Consider the following 20,502-nt stretch of genomic DNA (forward strand, 5'->3'; position numbering starts at 1 on the left):
CTATGGAAGGCCTGATCTACCTGCTGGTGGCGGTGTTCGTGCTCTGGATCGTTCGGGGCAGCCTGAAACCTCTCGGGAAGAACCTCGATAAGAGCCTTGATGCAGAACGGGCGCGTCTTGCCAAGTCCAGGGAAGAAATCAGGGAGGGGCGTGCCGTCCTTGAACGTCTGGGCCAGATGCCCATTCACACGGGCGGCGGTTCCGGCGGGTCCGGTGGGGTGCCCCCGAAGGCATAGGCTCCGAGGCTGGAGGCCCAAATCTGCAGGTTCTGGGTGTGGGCGGACCAGCGCTCCTTGCGGATGTGTTCGTCGGCCCAGGTGATGGCCTCCAGGGCCGGGAGGCGGGCAGCTGCAACCCACCCCCCGGCCATGGGGGAGATCAGCCTTCGGAGGGCGAACTTTCCGACCGCCCTTCGGTCTCGGACGTTCCCTGCTCCGTTTCCCCCTCCTCCTCCAAAGAGGGCAGGGAAACGGTGGTAGAGAGCCCGAGCCGTGCAAAAAAACGGACGACGTCCATGAGGGCCTCCAGGTAGGGCAGCTTGGCAGCCTGCACCTCCAGCTCGGCCAGCTTGGACGGGTTCCGCTCAGCGTCGAGCAGGTCATCGTCCGACGCCCTCAGCACGGCCGAGATCCGCCGGAGGATCCGCGCCTTTCCGACCTCCCCCATGGTCTGGAGGAGGGGGAGCACCAGGCGCAGCACCTGGGGCGACCCGGCCACGGCCTTCAGGATGGAACCCTCCTCCTCCGAGTCCAGGGCCCCTTCGGGGAGGTTGGCCTTGAGGGTGAGGAAGGCGTCGAAGAGCTTGGTCAGGTCCAGCTCCGCCAGGATGGGGAAGCCGTGTTCGATCTGGGCCGTGCTGAGAATCGTCGTCATGGCCTACCTCACGCCGTCTTCGCGGCAGTGACGTAGTCCTCGACCCAGATCACGTCCCGGAAGGTCTCGGGGTCGGTCAGGAGGCCGGAGGGCTGGGCCACGAGCTTGACCTTGCGCTCGATGGCCTTGTCCTTGACGTAGTTGGAGTCGCCGTCGAAGTTCAGCGTGCAGGCGGGGATCAGGACGTAGCGGAACTCCCCGGGGAAGGCCGCGCTCTCGTACCGGAAGAGCGCCATGTAGACGTTCGCCAGGCGCTGGCCACCGCCCAGGATCGTGGTGCGCCCGGCCTGGGTGGCGGAGGGGGCGGTGGTGATGATCTGGCCGCCCTTGGCGGAGAGTACGTCGGCCAGGTGGGCGGCGTCCAGGTCCTTCATGGTGACCGTGGCCTCGTAGCCGATGTCGATGTAGCCCAGGACGTACTCGGGGTTCAGGTTGTCCTCGTCCTTGAGGGCCTTCTGGTCCACCTTGGCGGAGAACCCGTCCTTGCCCTGGACGAGCCAGGGCTTGACGCCGGCCTTGAGGGCGCCGCGGATGTCGCCATCGGCGAGGAAGTGCTCCAGCAGCTCCTTGACGATTTCGTCAGCGTCGGTGGCCGTGACGGTGGCAGGGGTGGGGAGCAGGAACAGGTGACCCGCGCCGGCCTGGATGGCCTTGCGGTTGAAAACGGCGGTGCTCATAGGGAGGACTCCTCGGGAAGGGAAGCGTTGGGGAGGTCGCTGGTGGCGAACTCAAGGGCAGGCGCGGGGGAGGCCAGGGCCTCCAGCACGTCCACCAGGGGAAGGGTCAGGAGGTAGCGAGCCTGGTCATGGCTGACCGGGGTGACCACCCCGGCACGCAGCACCAGGCCGGAGGCCGGGATGCTGGGGTCGTTGCTCGCATTGAGCCGAAGGGTGCAGTAACTGCAGATGGCTTTGCACATGGGTTATCCGATCAGGGAGGCGAAGAGCCCCACCACGGCGATGGGATGGAGGCGCTCCGTCCGGGTGGCGTTGGGGACATAGCGGGTGTCGGACTCCTCCATCCAGATGCGGATGGCGAAACAGGCGTCCATGGCCTGCTGGCGGCGGCCCTGTTGGCTTTCCCCGGGGACACAGGCCACAAAGGCCAGGCTCAGGGTGTCGGCCCCGGCCGTGGCGTGGTCCCCGCCCACCACCGCCACCAGGAGCGTCGGGGCGGCCAGGGTCAGCTCATCCTTCTCCAGGTCCACCTGGCCGCTCAGGCTTTCGACAGTGAAGTCCGCCAGCTCTGGGAGAGCCGCCCCTAGGAGGGCAGCCACGGCCTCGGCTTCAAGGGTGGCGATGATGCTCATGCGGGGACCTCGATTCGGCCGGTCTGGACGTAGTGCATGACGAGGGCCCCGTACTGCTCGGGCTCCCCGGGCTGGTAGATCAGGTAGGGCCGGGCGGGCATGTGGATTTCATAGGCCCCATGGGTGAAGGCCCGTTCCACAGCCCGCTTGTGGCCCCCGCGGGCGAAGACGGCCAGGTTGGCCGAGCGGCCCTCCTGGCCCTGCCGGAGGAGCTGGCCCTTGGCATTGGTGCGCAGGCGGACAGAGCCGGACTTCCCGGCCCGCTTGATGGTGCCGCCCTGGTTGTGGATCCGGGCGTAGGGCCAGTTCGACCCCAGGACCACCTTGTCGGCCAGGACCTGGGGGACCACGGAGCTGGCCAGGCGCCCGGACCAGGTCAGGACGCTCCCCTTGCCGGCCAGGTCCTTCAGGCGGCGGGTGGTCTTGGTGACCTCCTTCCACCGGTTGGGGCGGCCCTGGGCGGCAAAGTTCTGGTCCACGCTGGCGATCATCAGGTCTGCGATCGCCTGCAGGGCCGGCCGGGGGTCGGAAATCCGGGCCTGCATGGCCTTCAGGTTCTGGAGCAGCTCCTCACGGGTCATCGGAAGGCTCCATCCACCGGGGAGGGTGGATTGATGACCTCCAGGCGGCGCCGGGCGGTGGTGGAAGGGATGGGAATCTCTCCCTGGGCCATCTGGTCCAGGAGGGAGCGGCTGCGCTTGAGCCGCCCCTGCCAGCCCTCCGGCACCGTGGCGGCCTCGCCGGGCTTACGGAGGAAGAGACCCTCCACGGCCAGGTCCAGCGCCACATCCCGAAGAAGCCCCGCGGGGAGGTCATCCGGGAGGGTGGTCCGCCCGGCCAGGACGCCCCGGACCTCGGCTTCCGCCCGGTCCAGGGCTTCCTGGAGAACGACCTCATCCGGTTCCCCCGCTTGCCCGGTACCCGTCGAAAGCTCACGCAGGGCCTTGGGGCTGAGGCGGGATTCAAGGTCGGAGGGCTGGAACCAGGTCATGGCCGCCTCAGCCCAGCATGCCGGTGAGACGCCAGGCCAGGTCGGGCCCGATCTTCTTCAGGTCGTACTTGCGGCCGACCTGGATCATGGACGCTCCGGAGAAGCCACGGTTGGGGTTCTCCCACGCCCGGACCAGCGTGCCCTTGTCGGAGGCGCTGTAGACCACGGCCTCCGTGGGGGCACCCTTCAGGCCGAATTCGGTGAGGGAGATCCGGGCCGCGAAAGTGATCTGCTCGGGCCCGATCTCCAGGACGGGGTTCCGGTAGGCGAACATGAACACGTCGCCCCAGATGTAGTCCAGGTTCTCGGCCCGGCCCTTGACGGCGGTGTTGCCCTTCATCTCGGGGACCAGGATCTCCTTGACCTCCAGGATCTTGGCCAGCTCCTCCTTGGTGACCGTGCCGGCGGCGGCCGTGTTGCGCTGGGCCACGATCTCGGGATTGTTCACCAGCACGTCGAAGGTGCGCTTGCCGATGACCGCCACGTTGGCCGGCATGGCCAGCTTGGCCCGGGCGGGCTTGATGTCCGACTTCAGGGGGGTGCTGGTGGGGTCGGTCCAGACCTTCACGACGGCCGTCGAGCTGAAGGTGGCGCACAGGGCGGCCCCCTGCTTTTCGTACCACCGGTCCAGCGTGTCCGTCAGGCCGGTGATGCCCTGCTGGACCCGGTTGACGTTGGCGGGGGTGAGGTTGGCCAGATCCAGCGGAAGGGCGGTCTTGAGAGCGTAGGGCTTGGCCATGTAGCCCTCCTGGTACTCGGAGAAGTCGATCTCGCGGGCCTCGCCGAGGCGGCTCATGGAGGGGTCCTCCAGCGAGAAGATCAGCTCCTTGCCGAACCGGGTGTAGGACCCGGTTTCGAGATCGGCCGGGATCTCGTTGAAGAGCTGGTGGGCGATGCCCCCCTCGCACTTGTAGGAGATGGACGTCCCGGGGAGGAACCCGATGACGTTCTGGATGTGCAGCATGCTTGCTCCTGTGATGGGTGGTGCGGTTTTGGAGGAGACCCAGGCGCCAGGAAGCGCCTAGACGGTCACCTGGTGGGGGTGGATGAACACGTCGCCCTCGTCGCCCGCCTGGGCGATGACCGAGCGGGAGAAGCCGAGGCACCAGACCGTGGCGCCGGGGGCGCCGGCCGCCTTGACCATGCGGCCCTGGTTGTCCGTGGCCAGGCTGTCGCCGATCTTGGCGGCGCCGCCGAAGATCGCGGGGGCGATCTTCTCCACCTGGACGGGGGCGTAGCCCGCAGCGGCGGCCGTGTCCTCCGTGCAGATGCCGAGGCACTTGACCCCGGCCACGTTGGGGTTGACGGCCACCCCGGTGTCGGGGTCCTCGTAGACCGCGCGCTTGCTCAGGATGGCCGCGGTGATCAGTACGGAGAGGGTGAGTCCGTAATTGCTCATAGTTCATTCCTTATGAGTTGTTGAGAAGTGATATGGGCCCCGAAGGGCGGTGAGGGTCGGCGAGGTCGCCTAGCAGGGCTTGGCGGTGGCCTGGTCCACTTCCTTGGCGGCCAGGGCCACGGCCTCGGCGTGGGGCTTCCCGTCGGCCTTGTGCTTGGCCACGGCGGCCTCCATGGCCTTGGTGGCGTCGCCGGCCGCCAGCTCCACGGGCGTCTCGCCGGGGACCGGGATCTTCTTGAAGACGCCCAGGGTGCCCAGGCTGTCCAGGACGCTCAGGAGGGCCTCCCGGGGGGTGGCCTTCTTGCCCTCGGCCAGTTGGACCTCGCCTTCGACGGGCAGCGCCAGCAGGACGGGCTTCAGGATGGCGGCGGCCGCCGGGGTGACCTTCTTGGCCTGGACCAGGCCGTCCAGGCGGGCCTGGACCGCCGCGCTGGCGGTGGCCTGGGTCTGGGCTTCCAGCTTGGCCAGCAGTTCCTTGTTCGTGGTCTCGGTCGCCTTGGCCTTGTCCAGGGCGGCTTGTTCTTCGGGGGTCAGGGCCATGGTGGCTCCTCTGGGGTTGGGCAGCGGGTCGCCGCCGGGGGTGGAGGTGGTGTCCTGGAGAATCAGGACGGGGGTCTCTGCGTCCACGGGATCCGCGGAGAGTTCGAGGGGCCCGAGGTTGGGACAGGCGGGGCTGTCGCTGCCCAGGAGGGCCAGGGCCTTCAGGTGCCAGCGGCCGGGGGTGGGGTTGGAGGGGTGGGTCGGAGGCCAGGCCTCCAGACTCTTCATCCGGTACCCGCCGCTCCGGTTCGCCTGTCGCCCGGCCTCGGTCGGGGTCAGCGTGGCGAAGAGGGCCGTGACGGGCTTGGTCTGGCCGGGCGGGGTGAACGGGCCGGTCCGGAGGCTCTTGATCCAGCCGTAGGCCTCCTTCTGCTTGTCGGCATGGGTGAGCTTCAGGGGGGCCGGCTGGGCCTGGGGGTTGTAGGTCTCCACCAGCTCCTGGATCTGGGCCAACCCGAGGGGGTGGCCGTTGTGGACCCCCGGGGTGAGGATCGTCGTCTCATCAGAAAGGGCCAGGAAGCCGTTTAACCACCGTTTAGAAACGGCGGAAGGGGTCCGGCTGGTGTGGGAGTGGCCGGAGGGGGGGGTCGGGCGGAACGGGAGGGTCATTTCAGCTTCACTCCTTGGCGAAGGGCATCAAGCCCGGTTGAAGGGAGGACCTGGGGGGGCTGGGCCCGGCTGACCACCCCCCCGAAGGCCGGCACGTAGAGGACCTGGTCATTGCCCAGGGGCAGGAGGTAGTTCAGCTCCAGGCCGAGCTGGCCTTCCGGACCTTCCACCGGGGAAAGCCAGATCTCCGCCGGGGCCCGGAGAGCGTCCAGGACCTCCGGCCGGGCCCCGGGGGCGGCGATCACCCGGCCGGTTGGATCGGTGACCAGGTCGCCGGTCAGAGGCCGCACCTGAGGGCTGGGTGCCGGGGCTGGGAGGGCGCTGGAGGGCCTGGAGGCCTTGAGCCAGTCCCATCCTGGCCGGGACGGCTCCAGGGGCGTCCAGGAGGCTCCTGGCTGGGTCGCCAGGGTGTCCAGGTAGGTGTTGAAGCTCTGGGCGCCCTGGCCGAAGCCCTGGTCCGGAGGGGTCTCCAGGCGCGGGTCCATGGAGGGGGTGGGCACCTCGTGGGCGGCGGCCGCCCGGATCCGGCAGCGGCAGCGGTAGCCCAGGGGCGGGGTGTGGGTCAGCCAGAAGGGATGGCCCTTGGGAAGGGTGATCCGGTTGAGGATGGCGTGGTTCGGGCGGACCGACTCATCCCCGGCCGTGACGTAGGTGAGGTTCTTGACGGCCGGGTTGCCGATGAGGCTGGCCATGCGGCCGCCCATGTAGGCGCCCTGCAGCTGCAGGTCGAAGGCGGTGCGAAGCCGGGCCTCGTTCACCCCGGTCCCCTGGAGGCGGGACAACCAGGTGCCCTTGAACTCATCGAAGGGGATCCCCTTGGCCAGGGCCTCGGCCATGGCGGTCTGGAGGGCCTGGACGGTGGCCAGTTGGTCCACCCCGGCCACCCAAAAGGCCCGGGCCCGCAGCTCGGCGTCCTTCAGGCCGTCGGCCTGGGCGATGGTCAGGGGGACCTTTCCCTCCAGCCAGCGCAGGGCCAGCTCCGGGGTCAGGTTGTAGTCCAGTTCTGGACTTTCCTCCAGGGCGAGGGCCTTGACCTCCCGGTCGGCCTCCCAAGCCCCGGCGTGGCGGCCGGCCTGCAGGCTGGAGTAGAGCCACTCGGCGGCCGAGGTGGGGAAGTCCCGCCCGAGCGCCAGGACCGACTCCAGCGCCTGGTGGTAGGTGCCGGCATCGGCGACGGCCAGGAGGGCCAGGCGCGTCACGGCGGCCTGGCGCTGGACGTAGCCGTCCTCCCAGCGCCGGAACTGCGCGTCGATCGGATCCCCGTCCACGGACAGGACCACCGGGGCCGGGACGGGCGGGACGACCACCGGGGGCACGGCCGGGGCGGGCTCTGGAGCGACCAGGGTGTCCTCATCGTCCTGGGGGGCCGGAATCCCGAAGGTCTCCCGGAGCCAGACCTTGCTGAGCTGGAGGCCTTCCTTCTTGAGGCCCATGACCGCCTCCAGGCGGTCCTTGATGGTGGAGCGAACCGCCCGGTTGAACCGGAAAAGCGGGGGGACCACGTCAGGGCCCAGGTTGAGGGCGATGATCCAGGGGATCAGGGTCCGGTTCAGGGTGGCCTCGATCCGGCGGCCGTCGGCGCTCTCCTGGCGGTCGCTCTGGCCCTCGTGGACCGAGCCCAGGGCCTGGGTGCCGTGCTGGCCCTCCCCGGTAGTCAGGGTGTTGCCCAGGATGCCCACGGCGATCTGGGCATCGGCCGCGTCCACCAGCGTGGCGCCCACGTCGAACTTGGAGTCCAGCTCCAGCCGATCCGCCGTCATCCCGTCCGGGACCACCAGGCCAGGGCTGTCCATGAGCTGGTTGGCGATCTGAACGTAGCGGGCCACTTCCTCGTCCGGGCTGCCGTCGGGGTAGCGCAGGACGATGCGGTCATGGGCGTAGCGGGGGTAGTCCCGGTAGGTGGCGTAGGCCACGGCGGTCTTCACCCGGGTCCACCGGGGAACCGTCCGGCCCCGGCCGAGGCCCCAGGGGTTACGGAAGGAGCTGCCGTGCCGGTGCAGGATCAGGGTCCCGGGCTCCGGAACGGCGCCGTTGATCGTGGGGGTGCGGTCCGGGCCGAAGGCCAGGTGGATGGGCTCGAAGCTGTCCAGCTCCGCCGGGACGATGAGCTTGTCCCGCACCTCCCAACGGACCTCCAGGGGGACCAAGCCGAAGTAGGAGGCCTTGGCCATTTCCTCGAAGTCCTCCACCAGGTTGAGGCCGTCCAGAGCCCTCCGGACCAGGTCCATGGCCTCCGGCGGGGTCCCGGGCTGAGCCACCAGGGACCAGGCCAAGTCCGACACCACCTGGCACCGGATCTCCAAGCAGGCGGCGGCCTTGGTATCGATCAGGGCTTCGTGAAGCTCGCGCCAGGTCCCCCGGCCCTCGGTCCCGGTGTCCAGGTTGGGGTTGGCCATGCGCTGGGAGCCCAGCCAGGGGATGTTCATGGGGGCGCTGTTGATGACCCCCATGGCGTTGGGAGTCGCCGGGGTGAAGATGGACCGCAGCCGCTCGATGACCTTCATAGCCTCACCTCGATCTTTTCAACCGCGGGTTTCATGCCCATGCCGAAGCCCCCAAAGGTCTTCCGCTTAAACCGCCCGGCCGTCGCCCCCTGCAGGGCGTCCGGGCCGTCGTCGTTGGCTGCCTTGGGGAACTGAAGGAGCTGCTCCTGGAGCTTGCGGATCCCGGAAGCCCCGCCACAGGCCATGGGCTCCAGGGATCCGTTGCCCCGGGCGGGCGGGGACAGGCGCGGGAAGAGGATCTTGCCCGTCTCCACCGCCGGGGCCATGGACTCGATCCGGGCGTTCTTGTCGCCCTTGGGGGTCACCAGGGTCACCGGGACCACGATCCCCTCCAGGTCCGCCAGGAGGTCCAGGATGTCCTTCAGGGCCTCCTGGTAGGCCACGGACTCGGCCTGGAGCCTGCCCGGGTAGGACTCCCGGACTTCCAGGATCTTCTCCCCGGTTGCCTTGGGGCCCAGCTTGCGGATGACGGCGTCCAGGACGTAGACCACGCCGGAGGCGTAGCCGACGGTCACCAGGGCCGTGAAGTCGCCCTTGCGCTTGCCCAGGGCGGGGTCCACATGGGTCTTGACCTCCAGGCGGTCTGGGAGCTGCTCGTACTCCTGGAAGGCTTTGAAGGGCTTCTCGTCGTCGCCCTGGGCCCGGTTCTCCATCTCCTGGGCGAAGCTGCCGGGGTCCTCGGCGTCCATCTTGGACCGAAGCCAGCGGAGGTGGCGCTTGGGGAAGCGCTCGCCCCACATGGGGTTCTCGTCCTCGTCCCAGCACCGCCAGATGGCTCCGCCGAACATGGCCAGGACGCTCTTGAGAAGGCTTTCCTCGTGGAGGACGGTCCCCAACATGAGGAACGCCCCGGAGCTGGGGTCCATGCCCGGGAGGACGGCCTTGGTGAGCCAGCCCCGGAGCTTTTTGCGCCGGGCCGGGTTCTCCACGGCCTCGTCATTCTCGACATCGTCCAGAATGACCAGGTCAGGCCGCCGACCCTGGTGGGTCCGGCCCCGGAGCTTCTGGCCGGAGCCGAAGCCCTGGAGGCGGGCCAGGCGATATTTCGGCTTGGAACCGTCCGGGAGGGCCGGGACCACGATGTCCAGCGTCCCTTCCGGGCCGTCCACGTCGATCTCCCCGAAGTCCGTCCGGATCCGGGGGCACTCCTGGAGGATCATGCGGATGGCTTCAACGAAGCCGTTGGCCTGCTCCTTGGTGTCGCTGCAGAGCTGGCCGTAGCCCTTCCGCCCGGCCAGGACGCACCAGGTGGGGAAGGCGATGGTGCCCCAGGTGCTTTTGGCATGGCCACGGGGGGCGGCCAGGGCGGCCGCGTTGATCTCCGCCGCCTCCTCCTCATCCTCCTTGGGGGTCACCAGCTCGCCGAACGGGCCCGGGTCCACATGGACCACCGTCCTGCCGTCGGCCAGCTGCTGGCAGGTGGAGGCCAGGGCCGCGTGGAGGGCGCAGCCTTCGCCCTGGATCAGCTCGGGCAGGTAGGTCTTGGCGAAGAACAGGAAGTCGTCCTGGGCTCGCTCCCGGCGGGCCTTGGAGGCCTCCCGGGTGCGCTCGGAGGCCGGAAAGTCCTCCATCTCCCGCAGCCGCGCGATGAGCTGCTCCAGGCCTTCGGCCGTGCGGCGGGCCTGGGCCTTGGAGGCGCGGGGGATGTGGATCCGGGTCATACGGTTCTCCGCTGCAGGTCCTCAATGAAGTTCTTCCAGGCCTCCAGGAGGACCGGAGCCTCGTCCGGGCACTCCCGGAGGACGAATTCCTGGAAGTCCTCGCCGACCACGAGGGCGGCGTCCAGCACCCGGTAGCCCTGCCGCTTGGCGATGAGGGCCTTGAAACGGTTGATGTTGGTCAGGAGGGACAGGAGGGTCTCGGGCGCCAGGTCTTCGGCATCCCGCTCCAGGCGGCCCATGAGCTTGCGGATGGCCCGCTCCTCCAGGTCCTCCAGGGGCACGGCGTGGATCCGGAGCCAGGAGACCCGTTCGTCCCGCCAGCCCATGTCCTTGGCCCAGATGCCCAGGGTCCGGGGGGAGCAGCCGATCTCATCCTGGATGGCCTGCATGGACTGACCCTCTTCCACGAAGAGGCGGCGGGCCTTGGCCCGGTCCTGGTCCGTAAAGCGCGTGTTTCCATGCGTCACAGGCCACCCCGCATCGCCGAAAGAGCCGTGTCCAGGGAGGCCTGGAGGCGATCGCCCCAGGCGTCCAGCTTGCCTTCCAGGCGCTCCTCCAGGCGTTCCAGGCGCTCCTGGATGGCCTGGTGGTCCGGCAGGGTCCGGATCCGCTCCCGAAGGGTGGCCAGGTCCACCTTGGCCTGGCTCAGCTCCGTCCGGAGCGCGGCCTGGTCCCGTTGGAGGGCGTCCACGTCCAGGGAGATCTGTTTGCGGTCCCGCAGGAGGAGGAGCTTCACGACGCCCCAGGTTCCGCCCATGGGCACGAAGATCAAGGCCAGCAAGGCCATCCAGCTGTCGAAGTTCATCGGCGCCCCCCCACCAGGTAGCCGGTGGCGAGGGCGCCGCCCACCATGACCCAGGTCTTCCACTTGTCGGCCGTGGCCGCCTTGTGCAGGGCCGTCACTTCGGCCTGGAGGGCGTCGGCCTGCTGGGCCTTGGCTCCGTGGGCGACCTGCCAGCGCTCACTGGACGCCGACCACTCCCGGACCTCCACCTTCAGGGCCCCGGTTTCCTTGAGCTGCCCGTCCACCAGGTTCTCGGCGGCGTCCAGGCGCAGCTCCAGGGCGGGGACCCGGAGCGCCTGGGCGTTCCAGTCCCAGACCTTGAGGGCGTCCTGGCGCTCCAGCCTTGAAGGGGTCTCGCCCCGGAACAGGACCAGGCCGACCTTGAGGCCGGCCGTCTCCAGGCCCTTGGCCAGCTCCGGGTCACCCTCGGGCGCCGGAAGGGGCTTCGGGGGGCGCTGGGCGGCCTCCAGGGCCTTGGAGAGGCGCCGAACCTCCTGGGAGGCCTTGTCGCGCTCGGCCCGGGCCTGGGTGGCCTGGAGCGTCGCCGCCAGCGCGTCCTTCACGAGCTGACGGTTCTCCCCGGCGAAGGAGGACGCCTGGACCCGGGCGTCGGCTGCGTGCTGTCGTTGCCGGGCGGCGTAGAGCCCCAGCCCCACGATGATGAGGAGGGCCGCCAGGATGCCCCAGCCCACCTTCTGGGCGGCTGGGCTGAGCGGTTCACGGAATTCGGTCATGCGGGGGGTCTCCAGAGGGGGCGGAGCCTGGGCTCCGGTAGGTGGTGGGCTGGCGCTACCGCGCGAGCTGGGCGCGAAGGGCGGCCCGGTAGGCCGCGTTGTGCTCGATGTAGCCCCGGGTCTCGCCGGCATGCGCGGGGCCTGTGACCCGGGGGAGGGTCCGGAGCCAGGCCGCGTGATCGGTCATCCCCAGGGCGTCGGCCAGGCGCTGGGCCTTGCGGATGTTCCCCAGGCCGGCGTTGTAGGACCCCAGCGCCGGGTCCAGGCCGGAGGTCCGAGCCTCCAGCCAGGTCATGTAGCGGTGCTGGGCGAGGATGCCGGCCAGGGGGTCGAAGGGATCCGCTCCGGGGGACGCCCATTCGCGCCAGGTTGCCGGCATGAACTGGGCGATCCCCCGGGCGCCTACGGGGCTGACGGCCCGGGGATCGAAGGCCGACTCGGCCCGGGCCTGAGCCGCCCGGTCGATCCAGCGGGGCCCGGCGACGGCCAGGAAATGGCCCTGGAAGGGGACCAGCTCCCCGGGGAGGGAGCGGGGCGGGACCGCCAGGAGCACCCCGGCGAAGGCCAGGAGGAGGACCAGGAAGGCCCTCATCGCAGGACTCCGAGCATCAGGCTGACGATGGAGGCGGCCAGGATGGCCCCCAGGAGGCTGCCGGCGTTCCGGGTCTTCTGGGCCCGGATGCGGGTATCGTCGCCCAGGTCCCAGATCAGGAGGCGCTTGCCCAAGTTCGTGTTCTCCAGGAGCTGGTAGAGCAGCACCCCTGCGAACCCACCCAGGACGAGGACGGGAACCGCCAGGACCAGCCGGACCAGGACCACCCGGGCCTGCAGGACGGCCTCCCAGAGCGGGTGGTCCGCCGCCACCACCTGGCCGGCGGTCCCGCCCGCCCCGCAGAGCACCAGGACGGCCAGGAGGACGCCCAGGCCCGCCGCGATCCGCACGGAACGCTGGCGGTCCTCCGGGTCGAGGTTGTAGGCCGCCTTCCAGAGGTTGGTCAGGGCCGTGTAAAGGGAGGTCAGGAGCGTGAGCAGCTTTTCCATCGGGAACTCCAGGGGGTGTGAACGAGGGCCGGGTGGGCCGGATCAGGCGGCGAGGGCCGTCAGCAGCTTCTGGACGGCGCTCCGGAACTGGGGCTGGTAGTGGCCGGAGTCGTTGACCCGGGCGTAGACCGTCTCCCACTGCCGGGCCTCGGCGGCCATGTCGATGTGCCGGAGCCAGAAGTAGTGGGCGAGGACCTTTGAGGCGTGGGCCGGATCCAGGACCAGGTCAGGGCAGGCCTCCAGGTCCAGGCCCAGCACCTTGCCCGCCGCGCGGTAGGCCGACCTGCCCCGGGTGGGGACGTAGCCCCGACTGTGGAAGAGCAGGCCGTCGCCGGGGTGGACGTTGCCCAGGTCCCGGCGGTGCTCGTACTTCCGGGTGAAGTAGGACACGGGGTCCTTGCCCCCGTACTCGTGGATCGGCTGGAAGGCCTGGACCGTTTCCGCGAAGACCGTCGCGGCCACGGCCACCTCCACCAGGTCGGAGAGGATCTTCCGCTCCTTGAGGGCCGCGACCAGAATCGGCCAGTGGCGCTCAACAACCTGGAGCTGGATGCCCAGGGCGGCGGCGATGGAGTAGCAGGTAAGGGGCATGGCGGCCTCCTTGTGAGGCCCGGGGTCTCCGGGCCTTTTCAGGGATCAGCTCCCCGGCTGGGGGCTGCGTTTCTGAGGCCTGGAACATCCCGCGCGCGGTCCAATACCGTAAGGAATGTAGGTTTTCGATTTCAGGCATGAAAAAGCCCCCGGAATCGGGGGCTGGACTGGGCTTGCGGGCGGGTCAGGCGTCGGGGAGCAGCTGGGGCGCCGCGACCTTCTGCGACCTGGTCATCCGAGCCGTCCGGATGATCTGGCGGACCCACTGGACGGAATACTTAAACGCCGTGGCGATCTCCCGGAGGTCCTCCCCGGCCGCGTAGCGCTCGTAGACCTGGGCGTGGACCGGGGCCAGTTCGATGTATTCGGCCTTGGGGATGTAGCAGGTCTGGCCTCCCCAGGTGGACCGCAGGGACTCCACGGCCTCGAAGGCCAGGTCTGAGGCCCGGTCGCCCTGGATCCCCTGCCGCTCCAGGGCCCTGGCCAGGGTCGCCGCGGCATCCATGAGGAGTTCTGGATATTCAATGCCCATAACGTTTTCCTTGAATGAATCAGGCCTTGGAGGCCTTGTCTTCCCGCCGCCTGGCGTCGTAGGTCAGGGCGGCCACGATGCGAACCAGCTCGCCCGGATCGCAGTCCTGGACCCGCTCCTGCTTGAACATGCGCCGGGCCATGCCGTGCGCGTAAGCCCAGGGCCGCTTGGCATCGGCCAGGAGCGCCTCAATCTTCGAGATGAGGCGGTCCTTGTCGGGCGGGGGGTTCTTGGGCTTGCCGGGGAAGGCCTTGGGGGTGGCGGCCAGGGCGCCCAGCTGCTGGAGGGCCCGGAGGAGCTTGAACCGCTCGGAGCTGGTCAGGTCCCCGGAGCTGGACTTGCCGGTGGTCCCCTGGATCAGGGCCCGGTAGGCGTCATCGTCTAGGCCCAGCTCCTTCTTGGCCATGTGGATTCGGGCGAGGTCTTTAGTACGGTACACGTCCATTTGTGTCATGATTTTTCCAATCCAATCCATTCAAATTCATGGAGGAACCATGGCCTCACCGTGTTGCCCCAAGTGTGGATCTCGAAGGTTTGCCATAACCCTGGACACCCCTGTCGGAGCCAATTTCAAGCTCTTTTTGGTCCATTGCAACGACTGCGGGACAGTCGTTGGTACTGAGCCCTACTACGACATGGCGACCTTGATCTCCGACCTGGCCAAGAGACTTGGCGTCAAGGATCTCCTCAACTGAGCCCGACCCGTTAACGGGGCTGGTCAACAACTTGGAGGCAAGATCGGGACGACCCAGCACGCAGAGTTGGTCGGCCTTGGCGATAGCTTCGGCAGTGTTGTGGGGAAAGTGGTTCATGGGATCTCCAGTAGTGAAGGGGGCGGTCATCGGGCGGCCTCCAGGCAGGCCTTCCCCACCACGCCCGGGTTCCGGGCCTCCAGGATGACCAGGTCAACCCACTGGGGCGTCTTCCCGAGGATCCAGGCGATCTGACGGAGTTGGTCCCGGGTGCCCTCCCGGAGGACCGGGGCCAGGGCGCGGGCCAGAGCCTTCACATCCCTGGCTTCTGGGGCGAGAGGCGCGGGCCGGCGGGGGGTGCGCTGGGCCTTGCGGGCGAGCCAAGCGGCGCGGGCGGAGTTGGGGAATCGGCTGGGAGACTGCATGGCAAACCTCCTGCGGTGGGGTGGCGGTTAGAGGTAAACGGCTTCCAGGAGCGCCTGGAACCAGGGTTCGTTCTCGTGATCGGTCTTGGAGCTGTGGAACGCCGTCCCGTTCTCCAGTTGGCCGAAGAAAATCCCGTTGAAAACGTTCACCAGGGCGGTTCCGTAGACATCCCCAGCCACGAAAGCCAAGGAAACGTGGTCATGGCCCTTCGTGTCGTGAAGAACAGCGTTGAAGGGCCAACAGCGGCGGCGGCATTCGACCTCCAGCTCTTCGCAGGTGCGGAATCGAGTGAACTTTCGCATTTCGGGCATGGTGCTCTCCGTGGCGTATATTGCTGGTGAAGAGGTGTGAAATGGGGGAATTGAAGGAACTCATCGAGAGGATCAAGGTGGCCGATACCATGCGCGAAATGGAGCCCCTGGTGGATGCTTTTGAGATCCGCGCGTTGCGCCTTGAACAGGAGAACGAGGAGCTGCGGGCCAGGATCAAGGAACTCGAACGCGGGGGGTGATCCTGGACAGGATTACAAGGTCTTGGCTGTGGCGATGGCGGACAGCATGACCTCACGGAGGGTCAGGTGGCGCACTCGTTCATCCCGCACTATCCGCCGGTACATCACATTTTCGAGCGCATGGATGGCTCGGATGTCACGTTCGGGGCGCATGGTTCCTCCAATGGGACAAGACCAGTGAAAGAGCAGGTAGACCACGGTCCCCCAGGAGATCCCTGGGACCACGATCCAGGCTAGACCTGCGTAGCGATTGAGTTTCATGGGTGCGATCCTGGGGCAGGATGGGAACCTTGAATGGGCCTCAAGGGAAGGCGAAGCGGAGGCTGAGGAACTTCCCCACGGTGATCCGGAGGAACCGGGAGATGCCGGCCCGCTTGCGGCGGTCGAAGAAGAGGTGCCGGCGCTCATTCCGGGTGCGCCTGGCGTAGGGGTCGGATCTGCGTTCGTTGACCTGCCTTGAGGGGTTGAGGATGGCCATGATGCCTCCTTGGGTGAGTGGGGCCGGGGGCCTAGCCGAGGACGCCACAGAGGCGGAACCGGCGGCGGTGATGGTGCTTGTGCTTGGGCCGAGCCTTCCGGGCCCGGGCGGGGACTTCGACAGGGACCGGGGTCGGGATCGGATCCGGAACCGTGGCCGGCGCTTGGCGCCTGGACTCCAGCAGGATCCACAGTTCCAGGGAGGCCTTCCGCTCCAGCCAAGCCTGGCTCTGGAGGGATTCCCACGGTTCGGCGGGCTTGAGGTCCATGTGCTGGGCCAGCTGCTCACGGGCTTCGGCCAGGGAGAGGAGGTGGACCTGGAGGTCCTGGGTGGCGTTCATCGGGGGGCCTTGAGGTTAAATGGGGTTGAAGGGTCGGGCTCAAGGCCCAACAGCGGGGCCTGGGAGGCCCTCAGAGCGCTCTGACTGGCTTTGGCCTGGTCCCAGAGCCCGGAGGCCAGGTCGGCGACTTCCTGGGCATCCCAGGCCAGCTCAGCCCGGTCTCCGAGGCCGGCCTTGAAGCCGGTTTCGAGGTAGGGCTTCAGGACGGCCTGGTGGCCCTTGGAGACCTGGGGGGCAGCCTTGCGGGGATCCAGGCCGCGCTCCAGGACCAAGTGGATCCAGAGGCGAGCGAGGCCCCCCTTGGCATAGCGGGCCACGTCGGGCCAACTGGCCATCTTCCGGCATTCCCGGAGGGCCTCCAGGAGTTGCGCCAGGTCCGCACGGTCCATGGGTGCCGTCGGGACGGGGGGGAAGGCCGGGACAGGAGGGCGCCAGGTCACCATTGGGTGATCCCCCTTCTGGCCATCGCGCACCGCAGCCGCATCTGGGCTTGCTTCTCGATCTGCTGGATGCGCTGGCGCGTCAGGGACCACACGTTTGCGATGGTTTCAAAGGTGTCCACCTGGCCGTCGGGGTTCAGGAAGCCGGACCGCCGCAGGAGAATATCCCGGTCCCGGTGGCTCAGGGCGGACAGGGCCTCCAGGATGTGGTCCCGCTCATCGTTCATGCCCTGGTCCGGCGTGGAGGGATCGGCCAGGAGGTCCTTGAGGGTGAGGGAACCATCTGGCAGGGGGCTGCTATCCAGCGAGCAGACCTGGGGGAACTCGGATACCTTCCGCATGGCATCCCAGTCCCGCTTGGAGACGTTGAGGTCGCCATGCCTGAGGACATCCAACATCCGGCGGAGAATGGAGAACTTGGCCCACCCGAAGAAGCTGCAATGGCATTCGTGGTGCGGGTTGAACGTACGGGTCGCCTCCAGCGCCCCGACTCGCCCCTCCTGGAACAGGTCCTCGACCGAGTAGCCGTTCCGCGCCGCGGGATAGCGCATGCGGATGGCCTTGCCATGGATCCACGGGTCCAGCATCATGGCGGCCGCCGGATCCAGGCCCGCCTCCGGGGTCCAGGGGAAGGCCTGGCCGCCCACGGTCACCTGGACCGGCAGGTCTTTCAGGACTTCGGCAGTGCTGGGTTCTGACATGGTGGAACTCCTGTGGCTGCATCCTCAGCGCAGGGCCGCCACGCCCTGCGGACGCCCCCTTGCGGGGGCGTTTCGCATCAGGCCCTACGCTGCTCCGCCTCCTCCGCAAACTCCTGGTCCTGCCGGCGGGAGATCTCCACCGCCTCCTCCACGGTGAAGACCACCGGGACATCAAGGTTCAGGGCCAGGTTGAACTCCCGGGTGCAGCCCGGGCTCCGCTCCCAGCCCTCCAGCATGAGAACCCAGTCACAGCGCTGGATGACCTCCAGGTCCATAGCCATCCAGGTCTCATAGGGGACATCGGTGCAGCCAACGGCGGGGCTGTTGGCATGGGGGCAGTAGTGCAGGACAGACGCCTCCCAGAGGCGGGCCGATGCCTCCAGGGCCTTCAGGCGGTTGTAGGTCCGGAAGAGGGCCTCCGGGGCGCTGATGGGGGCGCTCAGGTATCCCATGGACCGCCGGGGCCGGATGAGATCCTCGTGAAGACAGCTCATAAGCGCCTCCGGGTGGGGGGATTGACCTTGAGGAACTGGGCGAGGGCCTTGGCGTTCTGCTCCGGGGTGTTGGATCCGAGGATCCGGACCTCGACCTGGCGCTGCACGACGCGGGAGGACTTGGCCTGGATGGGACGGGGCGGGGTCTTGCGCCACTTAGACATGAGGCTCCCCATCGGTGAGCCAGAAGGCCGCGTTGAAGCGGTCCAGGGCCTCCAGGACCCGCTTCCGGGTCACAAAGGGGCCGTCCTCGTCGCTGAGGGCGTCCATGATGGCCAGGGTGGGTTCCAGGGCCAGCCCAGGCCCCAGGGTGATGAAAGCGCAGAGGGGCTCACCCTGGGCGTTGACGGGGGCGATCTTCAGGAAGGCGGCGTTGGTCTCCATCAGGACGCCCAGCAGCTCCCCGATGGTGGCGTCCGTCGGATCCAGTAGCGTCTCCACCGCGCCACCCACAGTTCCGCCGGCCTGGCGGGTCAGGGACTGGATGGCCGCCACGGCAAGGGCCGCGACGTTCACGAACCGCTCCCGGCAGTCGGGGTCCTGGGTGTAGGGCTTCCCCTGCTCCCGGCACCCCGTGACAACCTTGCCCAGCTGGTGGATGATGTGATCCGCCCACTCCGTGGGAGTGTGCAGGTCATCGTGCGCCGGGCCGCCATGTTCCAGGTCCTGGGCGGCCCTCTTGCGCTTGATATCGCCGAAGATGGTCGTTTGCGGCTTCATACGTTGGCCACGTCAAGGGCGATGGGGTTGTATTCGCCGTTCTCGGCGCGCTCGTAGACCCGCAGGTAGTTCTTGGAGCCGGTCACCTGGACGCTCTCGGAGATGGCGTCCATGGCCTTCTTCCAGTCCTTGTCGTCGATGTCGAGCTGCCGGAGCCCCAGGACGCGCCGGGTGCTGACGTTGCCGGACTTGTCCACCTGGAAGGCATCGTTGACCAGGGCCAGGAGCTTGGGATCCGCACCGTCGCTCCACTTCTTGATGCACTTGTCGATCAGGGCCTTGGCGACCTGGAGCCGCTCATCGAAGGTGAGGTAGTCCTGGTTGGCCACCTGGACCTTGAACTGCCCGTCGAAGCTGAACAGGGTGAGGTTGCCCTTGGCGCCGCCCATCTTGGCCTTGAAGCGCTCGGCGCTCGTGGCCACAAAGTCGCGGACCTCGTCCATGACAGTGTTGCGGAAGGTGCCCAGCTCGCCTGACATGGCCTTGGCCCGGTCGGCGATGCTGTTGACCAGTTCGTCCCGGAACAGGTCGATGGGCTTGATGTTTTCGATCAGCACCAGGTCGCCATTGGCGTTTTTCCTGTAGCCGTCGGGGATTTTCGGGTGGTTCACGTTGCCTCCTTAGTGGCGGTTGTGTTTCCGGAAGGCGCGGCGTCGTCGGGCGTCGGCCAGGTGAAGAACGAGAAGAACGGGCAGGCCCACGAGCAGGGCCAGGGAGCGGAGGAGGGGGTTCACGAGGCGGCGGCCATACGGGTCATTTCGGCCTGGGCGGCCACCCGGGCCGTCACGGTGGTCAGTTCCGCCAGGAGGCCCTTTAGGACCGGGATCGCCGGTTCCTGGGCCATGGCGGTCTGGTGGGTCGCGTGGGGGGTCTCCACTGCCACCATGGCGAGGTGGGTCACGGCCTGGAAGGCGGTTTCGAGGCTGGTCTGGTCGTGGACCTGGTCAATGCAGTCCTTGGCCGTGAAGGCGGCCTGGACGAGGCGGGCGAGCGGGGAAGAAGTCATTGGGAATCCTTAGAAATGGGCATACCCTGAGGGCCATCCTCTGGAGCTGGATATGCAGCGGTTTGGCAGCGCCCAGGCGTATTCCCAGTCGATCGGAGAAGAGATTCGACAGCGCCTATCCCCCCGTGACGTGAAATCAGCGAGAGAAGCCTATGCACTCCTGCATCGTCTGGAGAAAGACCAGCTTCTTCAAAGCTCCTATACAACAGGTCGCGCGTTAATTGCCGCGCCACCTTCTCGATGGCCGGGTCTACTGAAAGGCGTCCCATCGGATGTAAAGCGTTCGTGGGCGCTTTTGTGCGCATATCAGATGAACCGCAACGCGGAAACGCTTCTCCATTACCTTGAGCAGGAATGCGCCCTTGACCCATCAGTCGGGTACCGAGTCCTGATTGCGGACGCCTCGGATGACTGGGCCTTGATCCAGAGTAGAGATTTGTCCCTTGGAGAAGCCGTGACACTCCTTGAAGGAATTCTCGGCAGCGATCGATGAAGCGGCTCATTTGGCATCCCTCCCGTCCTTGACCTGGGCATAGGCGCAGGTCCTGCAGGCCCTGGAGAGGGCGGAGCGGATGGGGTCCGGGTAGTAGGGGCGGGCCTGCTCTTCCAGGCATCTGGCCACGTCCAGGTCCCCCAGGACGGGGCAGGACCGGATCTCCGAGAGGAGGGCCTTCTTGACCCTCTCCTCGATGCGTTTGGTGCTGGCGCTGTAGGTGCCCTTCAGGACCAGGCTGACGGTGGCGGGCGAGACCTCCAGGAGGCGGGCACAGGCGGCCTGTGAGGTGCGGCTGCACTCGGCATGGAGGGCCTGGAACCAGGCGGGGGCGTCAGGAGGCAGCGGAATCATGGGTCACCAGCTTGTAAAGGCGTTTGGTATTGGGATCGAAGACGGTTCCGTCGGTTCGCCAGATGGGCGCATGGGGCCCCGAGTCCCGGACCAGCGTCCAGGTGTCGTAGCTGCCGGCCTTGCCGTTCAGGTGGGGTTTCTTCAGGCCCACGTACCCGGCCCTGCGGAGAGCGCGGATGTAGTTGGAAGCGTTGTCCAGGCTGACTTCAGCGGCCATGCAGACCTGGGGGATGACGAACGTCCCGAAGACCCTCATGGCCCTCCAGCAACGCGCCCGGC

36 protein-coding genes and 1 other RNA gene are annotated in these 20,502 nt (G+C 67.8%); 1 reads left to right on the forward strand and 36 read right to left on the reverse strand.

The annotated features are described in order from the left end of the window. Positions 1-184 precede the first annotated feature (184 nt). The 23 genes from ACZ5LB_RS08080 to ACZ5LB_RS08190 all read right to left on the reverse strand — a co-directional run bounded on the left by ACZ5LB_RS08080 (position 185) and on the right by ACZ5LB_RS08190 (position 14,997). Positions 185-370 (reverse strand): hypothetical protein, encoded by a 186-nt coding sequence (locus ACZ5LB_RS08080; protein WP_464605673.1) that lies wholly within the window; start codon positions 368-370, stop codon positions 185-187. Between the two features lie 8 nt (positions 371-378). After that, on the reverse strand, positions 379-873 hold the full coding sequence (locus ACZ5LB_RS08085; protein ID WP_464605674.1) for a hypothetical protein: 495 nt from the start codon (positions 871-873) through the stop codon (positions 379-381). A gap of 8 nt (positions 874-881) precedes the next feature. Next, on the reverse strand, positions 882-1,550 hold the full coding sequence (locus ACZ5LB_RS08090) for a hypothetical protein (protein ID WP_464605675.1): 669 nt from the start codon (positions 1,548-1,550) through the stop codon (positions 882-884). Then, positions 1,547-1,792, reverse strand: coding sequence for a hypothetical protein (locus tag ACZ5LB_RS08095; protein ID WP_464605676.1), 246 nt, complete (start codon positions 1,790-1,792; stop codon positions 1,547-1,549). The genes ACZ5LB_RS08090 and ACZ5LB_RS08095 overlap by 4 nt, the downstream gene beginning before the upstream one ends. 3 nt (positions 1,793-1,795) lie before the next feature. Beyond that, the gene (locus tag ACZ5LB_RS08100) at positions 1,796-2,182 is read right to left on the reverse strand and encodes a hypothetical protein (RefSeq protein WP_464605677.1); all 387 of its coding nucleotides are present in this window, start codon (positions 2,180-2,182) and stop codon (positions 1,796-1,798) included. Continuing rightward, positions 2,179-2,763, reverse strand: a complete 585-nt coding sequence (locus ACZ5LB_RS08105; RefSeq protein WP_464605678.1) for a phage virion morphogenesis family protein — start codon at positions 2,761-2,763, stop codon at positions 2,179-2,181. Before ACZ5LB_RS08105 ends, ACZ5LB_RS08100 begins: the two co-directional genes overlap by 4 nt. After that, positions 2,760-3,173 (reverse strand): phage protein Gp36 family protein, encoded by a 414-nt coding sequence (locus ACZ5LB_RS08110; protein ID WP_464605679.1) that lies wholly within the window; start codon positions 3,171-3,173, stop codon positions 2,760-2,762. Before ACZ5LB_RS08110 ends, ACZ5LB_RS08105 begins: the two co-directional genes overlap by 4 nt. A 7-nt stretch (positions 3,174-3,180) precedes the next feature. Further along, positions 3,181-4,137, reverse strand: coding sequence for a hypothetical protein (locus ACZ5LB_RS08115; protein WP_464605680.1), 957 nt, complete (start codon positions 4,135-4,137; stop codon positions 3,181-3,183). A gap of 57 nt (positions 4,138-4,194) precedes the next feature. Then, positions 4,195-4,572, reverse strand: a complete 378-nt coding sequence (locus ACZ5LB_RS08120) for a hypothetical protein (RefSeq protein ID WP_464605681.1) — start codon at positions 4,570-4,572, stop codon at positions 4,195-4,197. A 69-nt stretch (positions 4,573-4,641) separates the two neighbouring features. Further along, a complete protein-coding gene (locus ACZ5LB_RS08125) occupies positions 4,642-5,721 on the reverse strand; it encodes a hypothetical protein (protein ID WP_464605682.1) in 1,080 nt (359 codons plus the stop codon). Then, positions 5,718-8,225 carry a phage portal protein family protein gene (locus ACZ5LB_RS08130; RefSeq protein ID WP_464605683.1) on the reverse strand — a complete coding sequence of 836 codons (2,508 nt, stop codon included), beginning with the start codon at positions 8,223-8,225 and terminating at the stop codon, positions 5,718-5,720. The genes ACZ5LB_RS08125 and ACZ5LB_RS08130 overlap by 4 nt, the downstream gene beginning before the upstream one ends. Further along, complete coding sequence (gene terL, locus ACZ5LB_RS08135; protein ID WP_464605684.1) at positions 8,222-9,886, reverse strand: phage terminase large subunit; 1,665 nt, start codon at positions 9,884-9,886, stop codon at positions 8,222-8,224. The genes ACZ5LB_RS08130 and terL overlap by 4 nt, the downstream gene beginning before the upstream one ends. Then, the gene (locus ACZ5LB_RS08140) at positions 9,883-10,353 is read right to left on the reverse strand and encodes a hypothetical protein (RefSeq protein ID WP_464605685.1); all 471 of its coding nucleotides are present in this window, start codon (positions 10,351-10,353) and stop codon (positions 9,883-9,885) included. The genes terL and ACZ5LB_RS08140 overlap by 4 nt, the downstream gene beginning before the upstream one ends. After that, positions 10,350-10,691, reverse strand: a complete 342-nt coding sequence (locus ACZ5LB_RS08145; protein ID WP_464605686.1) for a hypothetical protein — start codon at positions 10,689-10,691, stop codon at positions 10,350-10,352. The genes ACZ5LB_RS08140 and ACZ5LB_RS08145 overlap by 4 nt, the downstream gene beginning before the upstream one ends. Beyond that, on the reverse strand, positions 10,688-11,404 hold the full coding sequence (locus tag ACZ5LB_RS08150) for a hypothetical protein (RefSeq protein WP_464605687.1): 717 nt from the start codon (positions 11,402-11,404) through the stop codon (positions 10,688-10,690). The genes ACZ5LB_RS08145 and ACZ5LB_RS08150 overlap by 4 nt, the downstream gene beginning before the upstream one ends. A gap of 55 nt (positions 11,405-11,459) precedes the next feature. Continuing rightward, positions 11,460-11,996: a transglycosylase SLT domain-containing protein gene (locus ACZ5LB_RS08155; protein ID WP_464605688.1), complete on the reverse strand. Its 537-nt coding sequence runs from the start codon at positions 11,994-11,996 to the stop codon at positions 11,460-11,462. Next, positions 11,993-12,445 (reverse strand): hypothetical protein, encoded by a 453-nt coding sequence (locus ACZ5LB_RS08160; protein WP_464605689.1) that lies wholly within the window; start codon positions 12,443-12,445, stop codon positions 11,993-11,995. The genes ACZ5LB_RS08155 and ACZ5LB_RS08160 overlap by 4 nt, the downstream gene beginning before the upstream one ends. Before the next feature lie 42 nt (positions 12,446-12,487). After that, positions 12,488-13,036 (reverse strand): hypothetical protein, encoded by a 549-nt coding sequence (locus ACZ5LB_RS08165; RefSeq protein ID WP_464605690.1) that lies wholly within the window; start codon positions 13,034-13,036, stop codon positions 12,488-12,490. A gap of 184 nt (positions 13,037-13,220) precedes the next feature. Continuing rightward, positions 13,221-13,568: a Mor transcription activator family protein gene (locus ACZ5LB_RS08170; protein WP_464605691.1), complete on the reverse strand. Its 348-nt coding sequence runs from the start codon at positions 13,566-13,568 to the stop codon at positions 13,221-13,223. A gap of 19 nt (positions 13,569-13,587) precedes the next feature. Then, positions 13,588-14,022: a gp16 family protein gene (locus ACZ5LB_RS08175; protein WP_464605692.1), complete on the reverse strand. Its 435-nt coding sequence runs from the start codon at positions 14,020-14,022 to the stop codon at positions 13,588-13,590. A 46-nt stretch (positions 14,023-14,068) separates the two neighbouring features. Next, entirely contained in the window at positions 14,069-14,380 is a 312-nt protein-coding gene (locus ACZ5LB_RS08180; protein ID WP_464605693.1) for a hypothetical protein, read from the reverse strand. Positions 14,381-14,406: 26 nt separating this feature from the next. After that, complete coding sequence (locus tag ACZ5LB_RS08185; RefSeq protein ID WP_464605694.1) at positions 14,407-14,685, reverse strand: hypothetical protein; 279 nt, start codon at positions 14,683-14,685, stop codon at positions 14,407-14,409. A gap of 27 nt (positions 14,686-14,712) precedes the next feature. Further along, positions 14,713-14,997, reverse strand: a complete 285-nt coding sequence (locus ACZ5LB_RS08190) for a hypothetical protein (protein ID WP_464605695.1) — start codon at positions 14,995-14,997, stop codon at positions 14,713-14,715. A gap of 50 nt (positions 14,998-15,047) precedes the next feature. Between ACZ5LB_RS08190 and ACZ5LB_RS08195 the strand changes: the two genes are divergently transcribed. Next, positions 15,048-15,197, forward strand: a complete 150-nt coding sequence (locus ACZ5LB_RS08195) for a hypothetical protein (RefSeq protein WP_464605696.1) — start codon at positions 15,048-15,050, stop codon at positions 15,195-15,197. Between the two features lie 12 nt (positions 15,198-15,209). Here the strand turns inward: ACZ5LB_RS08195 and ACZ5LB_RS08200 are convergent, their stop codons facing one another. The 13 genes from ACZ5LB_RS08200 to ACZ5LB_RS08260 form a co-directional block, all read right to left on the reverse strand. After that, on the reverse strand, positions 15,210-15,350 hold the full coding sequence (locus ACZ5LB_RS08200) for a hypothetical protein (protein WP_464605697.1): 141 nt from the start codon (positions 15,348-15,350) through the stop codon (positions 15,210-15,212). 148 nt (positions 15,351-15,498) lie between these two features. Further along, a complete protein-coding gene (locus tag ACZ5LB_RS08205) occupies positions 15,499-15,675 on the reverse strand; it encodes a hypothetical protein (protein ID WP_464605698.1) in 177 nt (58 codons plus the stop codon). 31 nt (positions 15,676-15,706) lie between these two features. Further along, positions 15,707-16,015 (reverse strand): hypothetical protein, encoded by a 309-nt coding sequence (locus ACZ5LB_RS08210; RefSeq protein WP_464605700.1) that lies wholly within the window; start codon positions 16,013-16,015, stop codon positions 15,707-15,709. Continuing rightward, complete coding sequence (locus tag ACZ5LB_RS08215) at positions 16,012-16,404, reverse strand: hypothetical protein (protein ID WP_464605701.1); 393 nt, start codon at positions 16,402-16,404, stop codon at positions 16,012-16,014. The genes ACZ5LB_RS08210 and ACZ5LB_RS08215 overlap by 4 nt, the downstream gene beginning before the upstream one ends. A gap of 47 nt (positions 16,405-16,451) precedes the next feature. Further along, a complete protein-coding gene (locus ACZ5LB_RS08220; protein ID WP_464605702.1) occupies positions 16,452-17,156 on the reverse strand; it encodes a sigma-70 family RNA polymerase sigma factor in 705 nt (234 codons plus the stop codon). A gap of 10 nt (positions 17,157-17,166) precedes the next feature. Beyond that, an RNA gene (locus ACZ5LB_RS08225) (hammerhead ribozyme type II) lies at positions 17,167-17,234 on the reverse strand. After that, positions 17,234-17,650 carry a DUF4406 domain-containing protein gene (locus ACZ5LB_RS08230; RefSeq protein ID WP_464605703.1) on the reverse strand — a complete coding sequence of 139 codons (417 nt, stop codon included), beginning with the start codon at positions 17,648-17,650 and terminating at the stop codon, positions 17,234-17,236. Before ACZ5LB_RS08230 ends, ACZ5LB_RS08225 begins: the two co-directional genes overlap by 1 nt. Next, positions 17,647-17,814, reverse strand: coding sequence for a hypothetical protein (locus tag ACZ5LB_RS08235; protein WP_464605704.1), 168 nt, complete (start codon positions 17,812-17,814; stop codon positions 17,647-17,649). Before ACZ5LB_RS08235 ends, ACZ5LB_RS08230 begins: the two co-directional genes overlap by 4 nt. Next, positions 17,807-18,370, reverse strand: a complete 564-nt coding sequence (locus tag ACZ5LB_RS08240; protein ID WP_464605705.1) for a hypothetical protein — start codon at positions 18,368-18,370, stop codon at positions 17,807-17,809. Before ACZ5LB_RS08240 ends, ACZ5LB_RS08235 begins: the two co-directional genes overlap by 8 nt. Beyond that, a complete protein-coding gene (locus ACZ5LB_RS08245) occupies positions 18,367-18,981 on the reverse strand; it encodes a DUF3164 family protein (protein ID WP_464605706.1) in 615 nt (204 codons plus the stop codon). The genes ACZ5LB_RS08240 and ACZ5LB_RS08245 overlap by 4 nt, the downstream gene beginning before the upstream one ends. A 119-nt stretch (positions 18,982-19,100) precedes the next feature. After that, positions 19,101-19,376, reverse strand: coding sequence for a hypothetical protein (locus tag ACZ5LB_RS08250; protein WP_464605707.1), 276 nt, complete (start codon positions 19,374-19,376; stop codon positions 19,101-19,103). A gap of 499 nt (positions 19,377-19,875) precedes the next feature. Further along, positions 19,876-20,223: an XRE family transcriptional regulator gene (locus tag ACZ5LB_RS08255; RefSeq protein ID WP_464605708.1), complete on the reverse strand. Its 348-nt coding sequence runs from the start codon at positions 20,221-20,223 to the stop codon at positions 19,876-19,878. Continuing rightward, positions 20,204-20,479, reverse strand: coding sequence for a hypothetical protein (locus ACZ5LB_RS08260; protein ID WP_464605709.1), 276 nt, complete (start codon positions 20,477-20,479; stop codon positions 20,204-20,206). Before ACZ5LB_RS08260 ends, ACZ5LB_RS08255 begins: the two co-directional genes overlap by 20 nt. Positions 20,480-20,502: the final 23 nt, after the last annotated feature.

The sequence above is a fragment of the Mesoterricola sp. MK458 genome, from assembly GCF_055384935.1.

Excerpts from the sequence above, each read along its gene's own strand:
- ACZ5LB_RS08095 (WP_464605676.1), bottom strand. The coding sequence starts at position 1,792 with ATGTGCAAAGCCATCTGCAGTTACTGCACCCTTCGGCTCAATGCGAGC.
- ACZ5LB_RS08160 (WP_464605689.1), bottom strand. The coding sequence starts at position 12,445 with ATGGAAAAGCTGCTCACGCTCCTGACCTCCCTTTACACGGCCCTGACC.
- ACZ5LB_RS08105 (WP_464605678.1), bottom strand. The coding sequence starts at position 2,763 with ATGACCCGTGAGGAGCTGCTCCAGAACCTGAAGGCCATGCAGGCCCGG.
- ACZ5LB_RS08220 (WP_464605702.1), bottom strand. The coding sequence starts at position 17,156 with ATGTCAGAACCCAGCACTGCCGAAGTCCTGAAAGACCTGCCGGTCCAG.
- ACZ5LB_RS08170 (WP_464605691.1), bottom strand. The coding sequence starts at position 13,568 with ATGGGCATTGAATATCCAGAACTCCTCATGGATGCCGCGGCGACCCTG.
- ACZ5LB_RS08240 (WP_464605705.1), bottom strand. The coding sequence starts at position 18,370 with ATGAAGCCGCAAACGACCATCTTCGGCGATATCAAGCGCAAGAGGGCC.
- ACZ5LB_RS08165 (WP_464605690.1), bottom strand. The coding sequence starts at position 13,036 with ATGCCCCTTACCTGCTACTCCATCGCCGCCGCCCTGGGCATCCAGCTC.
- ACZ5LB_RS08230 (WP_464605703.1), bottom strand. The coding sequence starts at position 17,650 with ATGAGCTGTCTTCACGAGGATCTCATCCGGCCCCGGCGGTCCATGGGA.
- ACZ5LB_RS08235 (WP_464605704.1), bottom strand. The coding sequence starts at position 17,814 with ATGTCTAAGTGGCGCAAGACCCCGCCCCGTCCCATCCAGGCCAAGTCC.
- ACZ5LB_RS08190 (WP_464605695.1), bottom strand. The coding sequence starts at position 14,997 with ATGCCCGAAATGCGAAAGTTCACTCGATTCCGCACCTGCGAAGAGCTG.
- ACZ5LB_RS08180 (WP_464605693.1), bottom strand. The coding sequence starts at position 14,380 with ATGAACCACTTTCCCCACAACACTGCCGAAGCTATCGCCAAGGCCGAC.
- ACZ5LB_RS08130 (WP_464605683.1), bottom strand. The coding sequence starts at position 8,225 with ATGAAGGTCATCGAGCGGCTGCGGTCCATCTTCACCCCGGCGACTCCC.
- ACZ5LB_RS08110 (WP_464605679.1), bottom strand. The coding sequence starts at position 3,173 with ATGACCTGGTTCCAGCCCTCCGACCTTGAATCCCGCCTCAGCCCCAAG.
- ACZ5LB_RS08155 (WP_464605688.1), bottom strand. The coding sequence starts at position 11,996 with ATGAGGGCCTTCCTGGTCCTCCTCCTGGCCTTCGCCGGGGTGCTCCTG.
- ACZ5LB_RS08205 (WP_464605698.1), bottom strand. The coding sequence starts at position 15,675 with ATGGCCATCCTCAACCCCTCAAGGCAGGTCAACGAACGCAGATCCGAC.
- ACZ5LB_RS08260 (WP_464605709.1), bottom strand. The coding sequence starts at position 20,479 with ATGAGGGTCTTCGGGACGTTCGTCATCCCCCAGGTCTGCATGGCCGCT.
- ACZ5LB_RS08145 (WP_464605686.1), bottom strand. The coding sequence starts at position 10,691 with ATGAACTTCGACAGCTGGATGGCCTTGCTGGCCTTGATCTTCGTGCCC.
- ACZ5LB_RS08115 (WP_464605680.1), bottom strand. The coding sequence starts at position 4,137 with ATGCTGCACATCCAGAACGTCATCGGGTTCCTCCCCGGGACGTCCATC.
- ACZ5LB_RS08175 (WP_464605692.1), bottom strand. The coding sequence starts at position 14,022 with ATGACACAAATGGACGTGTACCGTACTAAAGACCTCGCCCGAATCCAC.
- ACZ5LB_RS08210 (WP_464605700.1), bottom strand. The coding sequence starts at position 16,015 with ATGAACGCCACCCAGGACCTCCAGGTCCACCTCCTCTCCCTGGCCGAA.
- ACZ5LB_RS08200 (WP_464605697.1), bottom strand. The coding sequence starts at position 15,350 with ATGCGCCCCGAACGTGACATCCGAGCCATCCATGCGCTCGAAAATGTG.
- ACZ5LB_RS08150 (WP_464605687.1), bottom strand. The coding sequence starts at position 11,404 with ATGACCGAATTCCGTGAACCGCTCAGCCCAGCCGCCCAGAAGGTGGGC.
- ACZ5LB_RS08085 (WP_464605674.1), bottom strand. The coding sequence starts at position 873 with ATGACGACGATTCTCAGCACGGCCCAGATCGAACACGGCTTCCCCATC.
- ACZ5LB_RS08185 (WP_464605694.1), bottom strand. The coding sequence starts at position 14,685 with ATGCAGTCTCCCAGCCGATTCCCCAACTCCGCCCGCGCCGCTTGGCTC.
- ACZ5LB_RS08100 (WP_464605677.1), bottom strand. The coding sequence starts at position 2,182 with ATGAGCATCATCGCCACCCTTGAAGCCGAGGCCGTGGCTGCCCTCCTA.
- ACZ5LB_RS08255 (WP_464605708.1), bottom strand. The coding sequence starts at position 20,223 with ATGATTCCGCTGCCTCCTGACGCCCCCGCCTGGTTCCAGGCCCTCCAT.
- ACZ5LB_RS08250 (WP_464605707.1), bottom strand. The coding sequence starts at position 19,376 with ATGACTTCTTCCCCGCTCGCCCGCCTCGTCCAGGCCGCCTTCACGGCC.
- ACZ5LB_RS08080 (WP_464605673.1), bottom strand. The coding sequence starts at position 370 with ATGGCCGGGGGGTGGGTTGCAGCTGCCCGCCTCCCGGCCCTGGAGGCC.
- ACZ5LB_RS08090 (WP_464605675.1), bottom strand. The coding sequence starts at position 1,550 with ATGAGCACCGCCGTTTTCAACCGCAAGGCCATCCAGGCCGGCGCGGGT.
- ACZ5LB_RS08215 (WP_464605701.1), bottom strand. The coding sequence starts at position 16,404 with ATGGACCGTGCGGACCTGGCGCAACTCCTGGAGGCCCTCCGGGAATGC.
- ACZ5LB_RS08125 (WP_464605682.1), bottom strand. The coding sequence starts at position 5,721 with ATGACCCTCCCGTTCCGCCCGACCCCCCCCTCCGGCCACTCCCACACC.
- ACZ5LB_RS08120 (WP_464605681.1), bottom strand. The coding sequence starts at position 4,572 with ATGAGCAATTACGGACTCACCCTCTCCGTACTGATCACCGCGGCCATC.
- terL (WP_464605684.1), bottom strand. The coding sequence starts at position 9,886 with ATGACCCGGATCCACATCCCCCGCGCCTCCAAGGCCCAGGCCCGCCGC.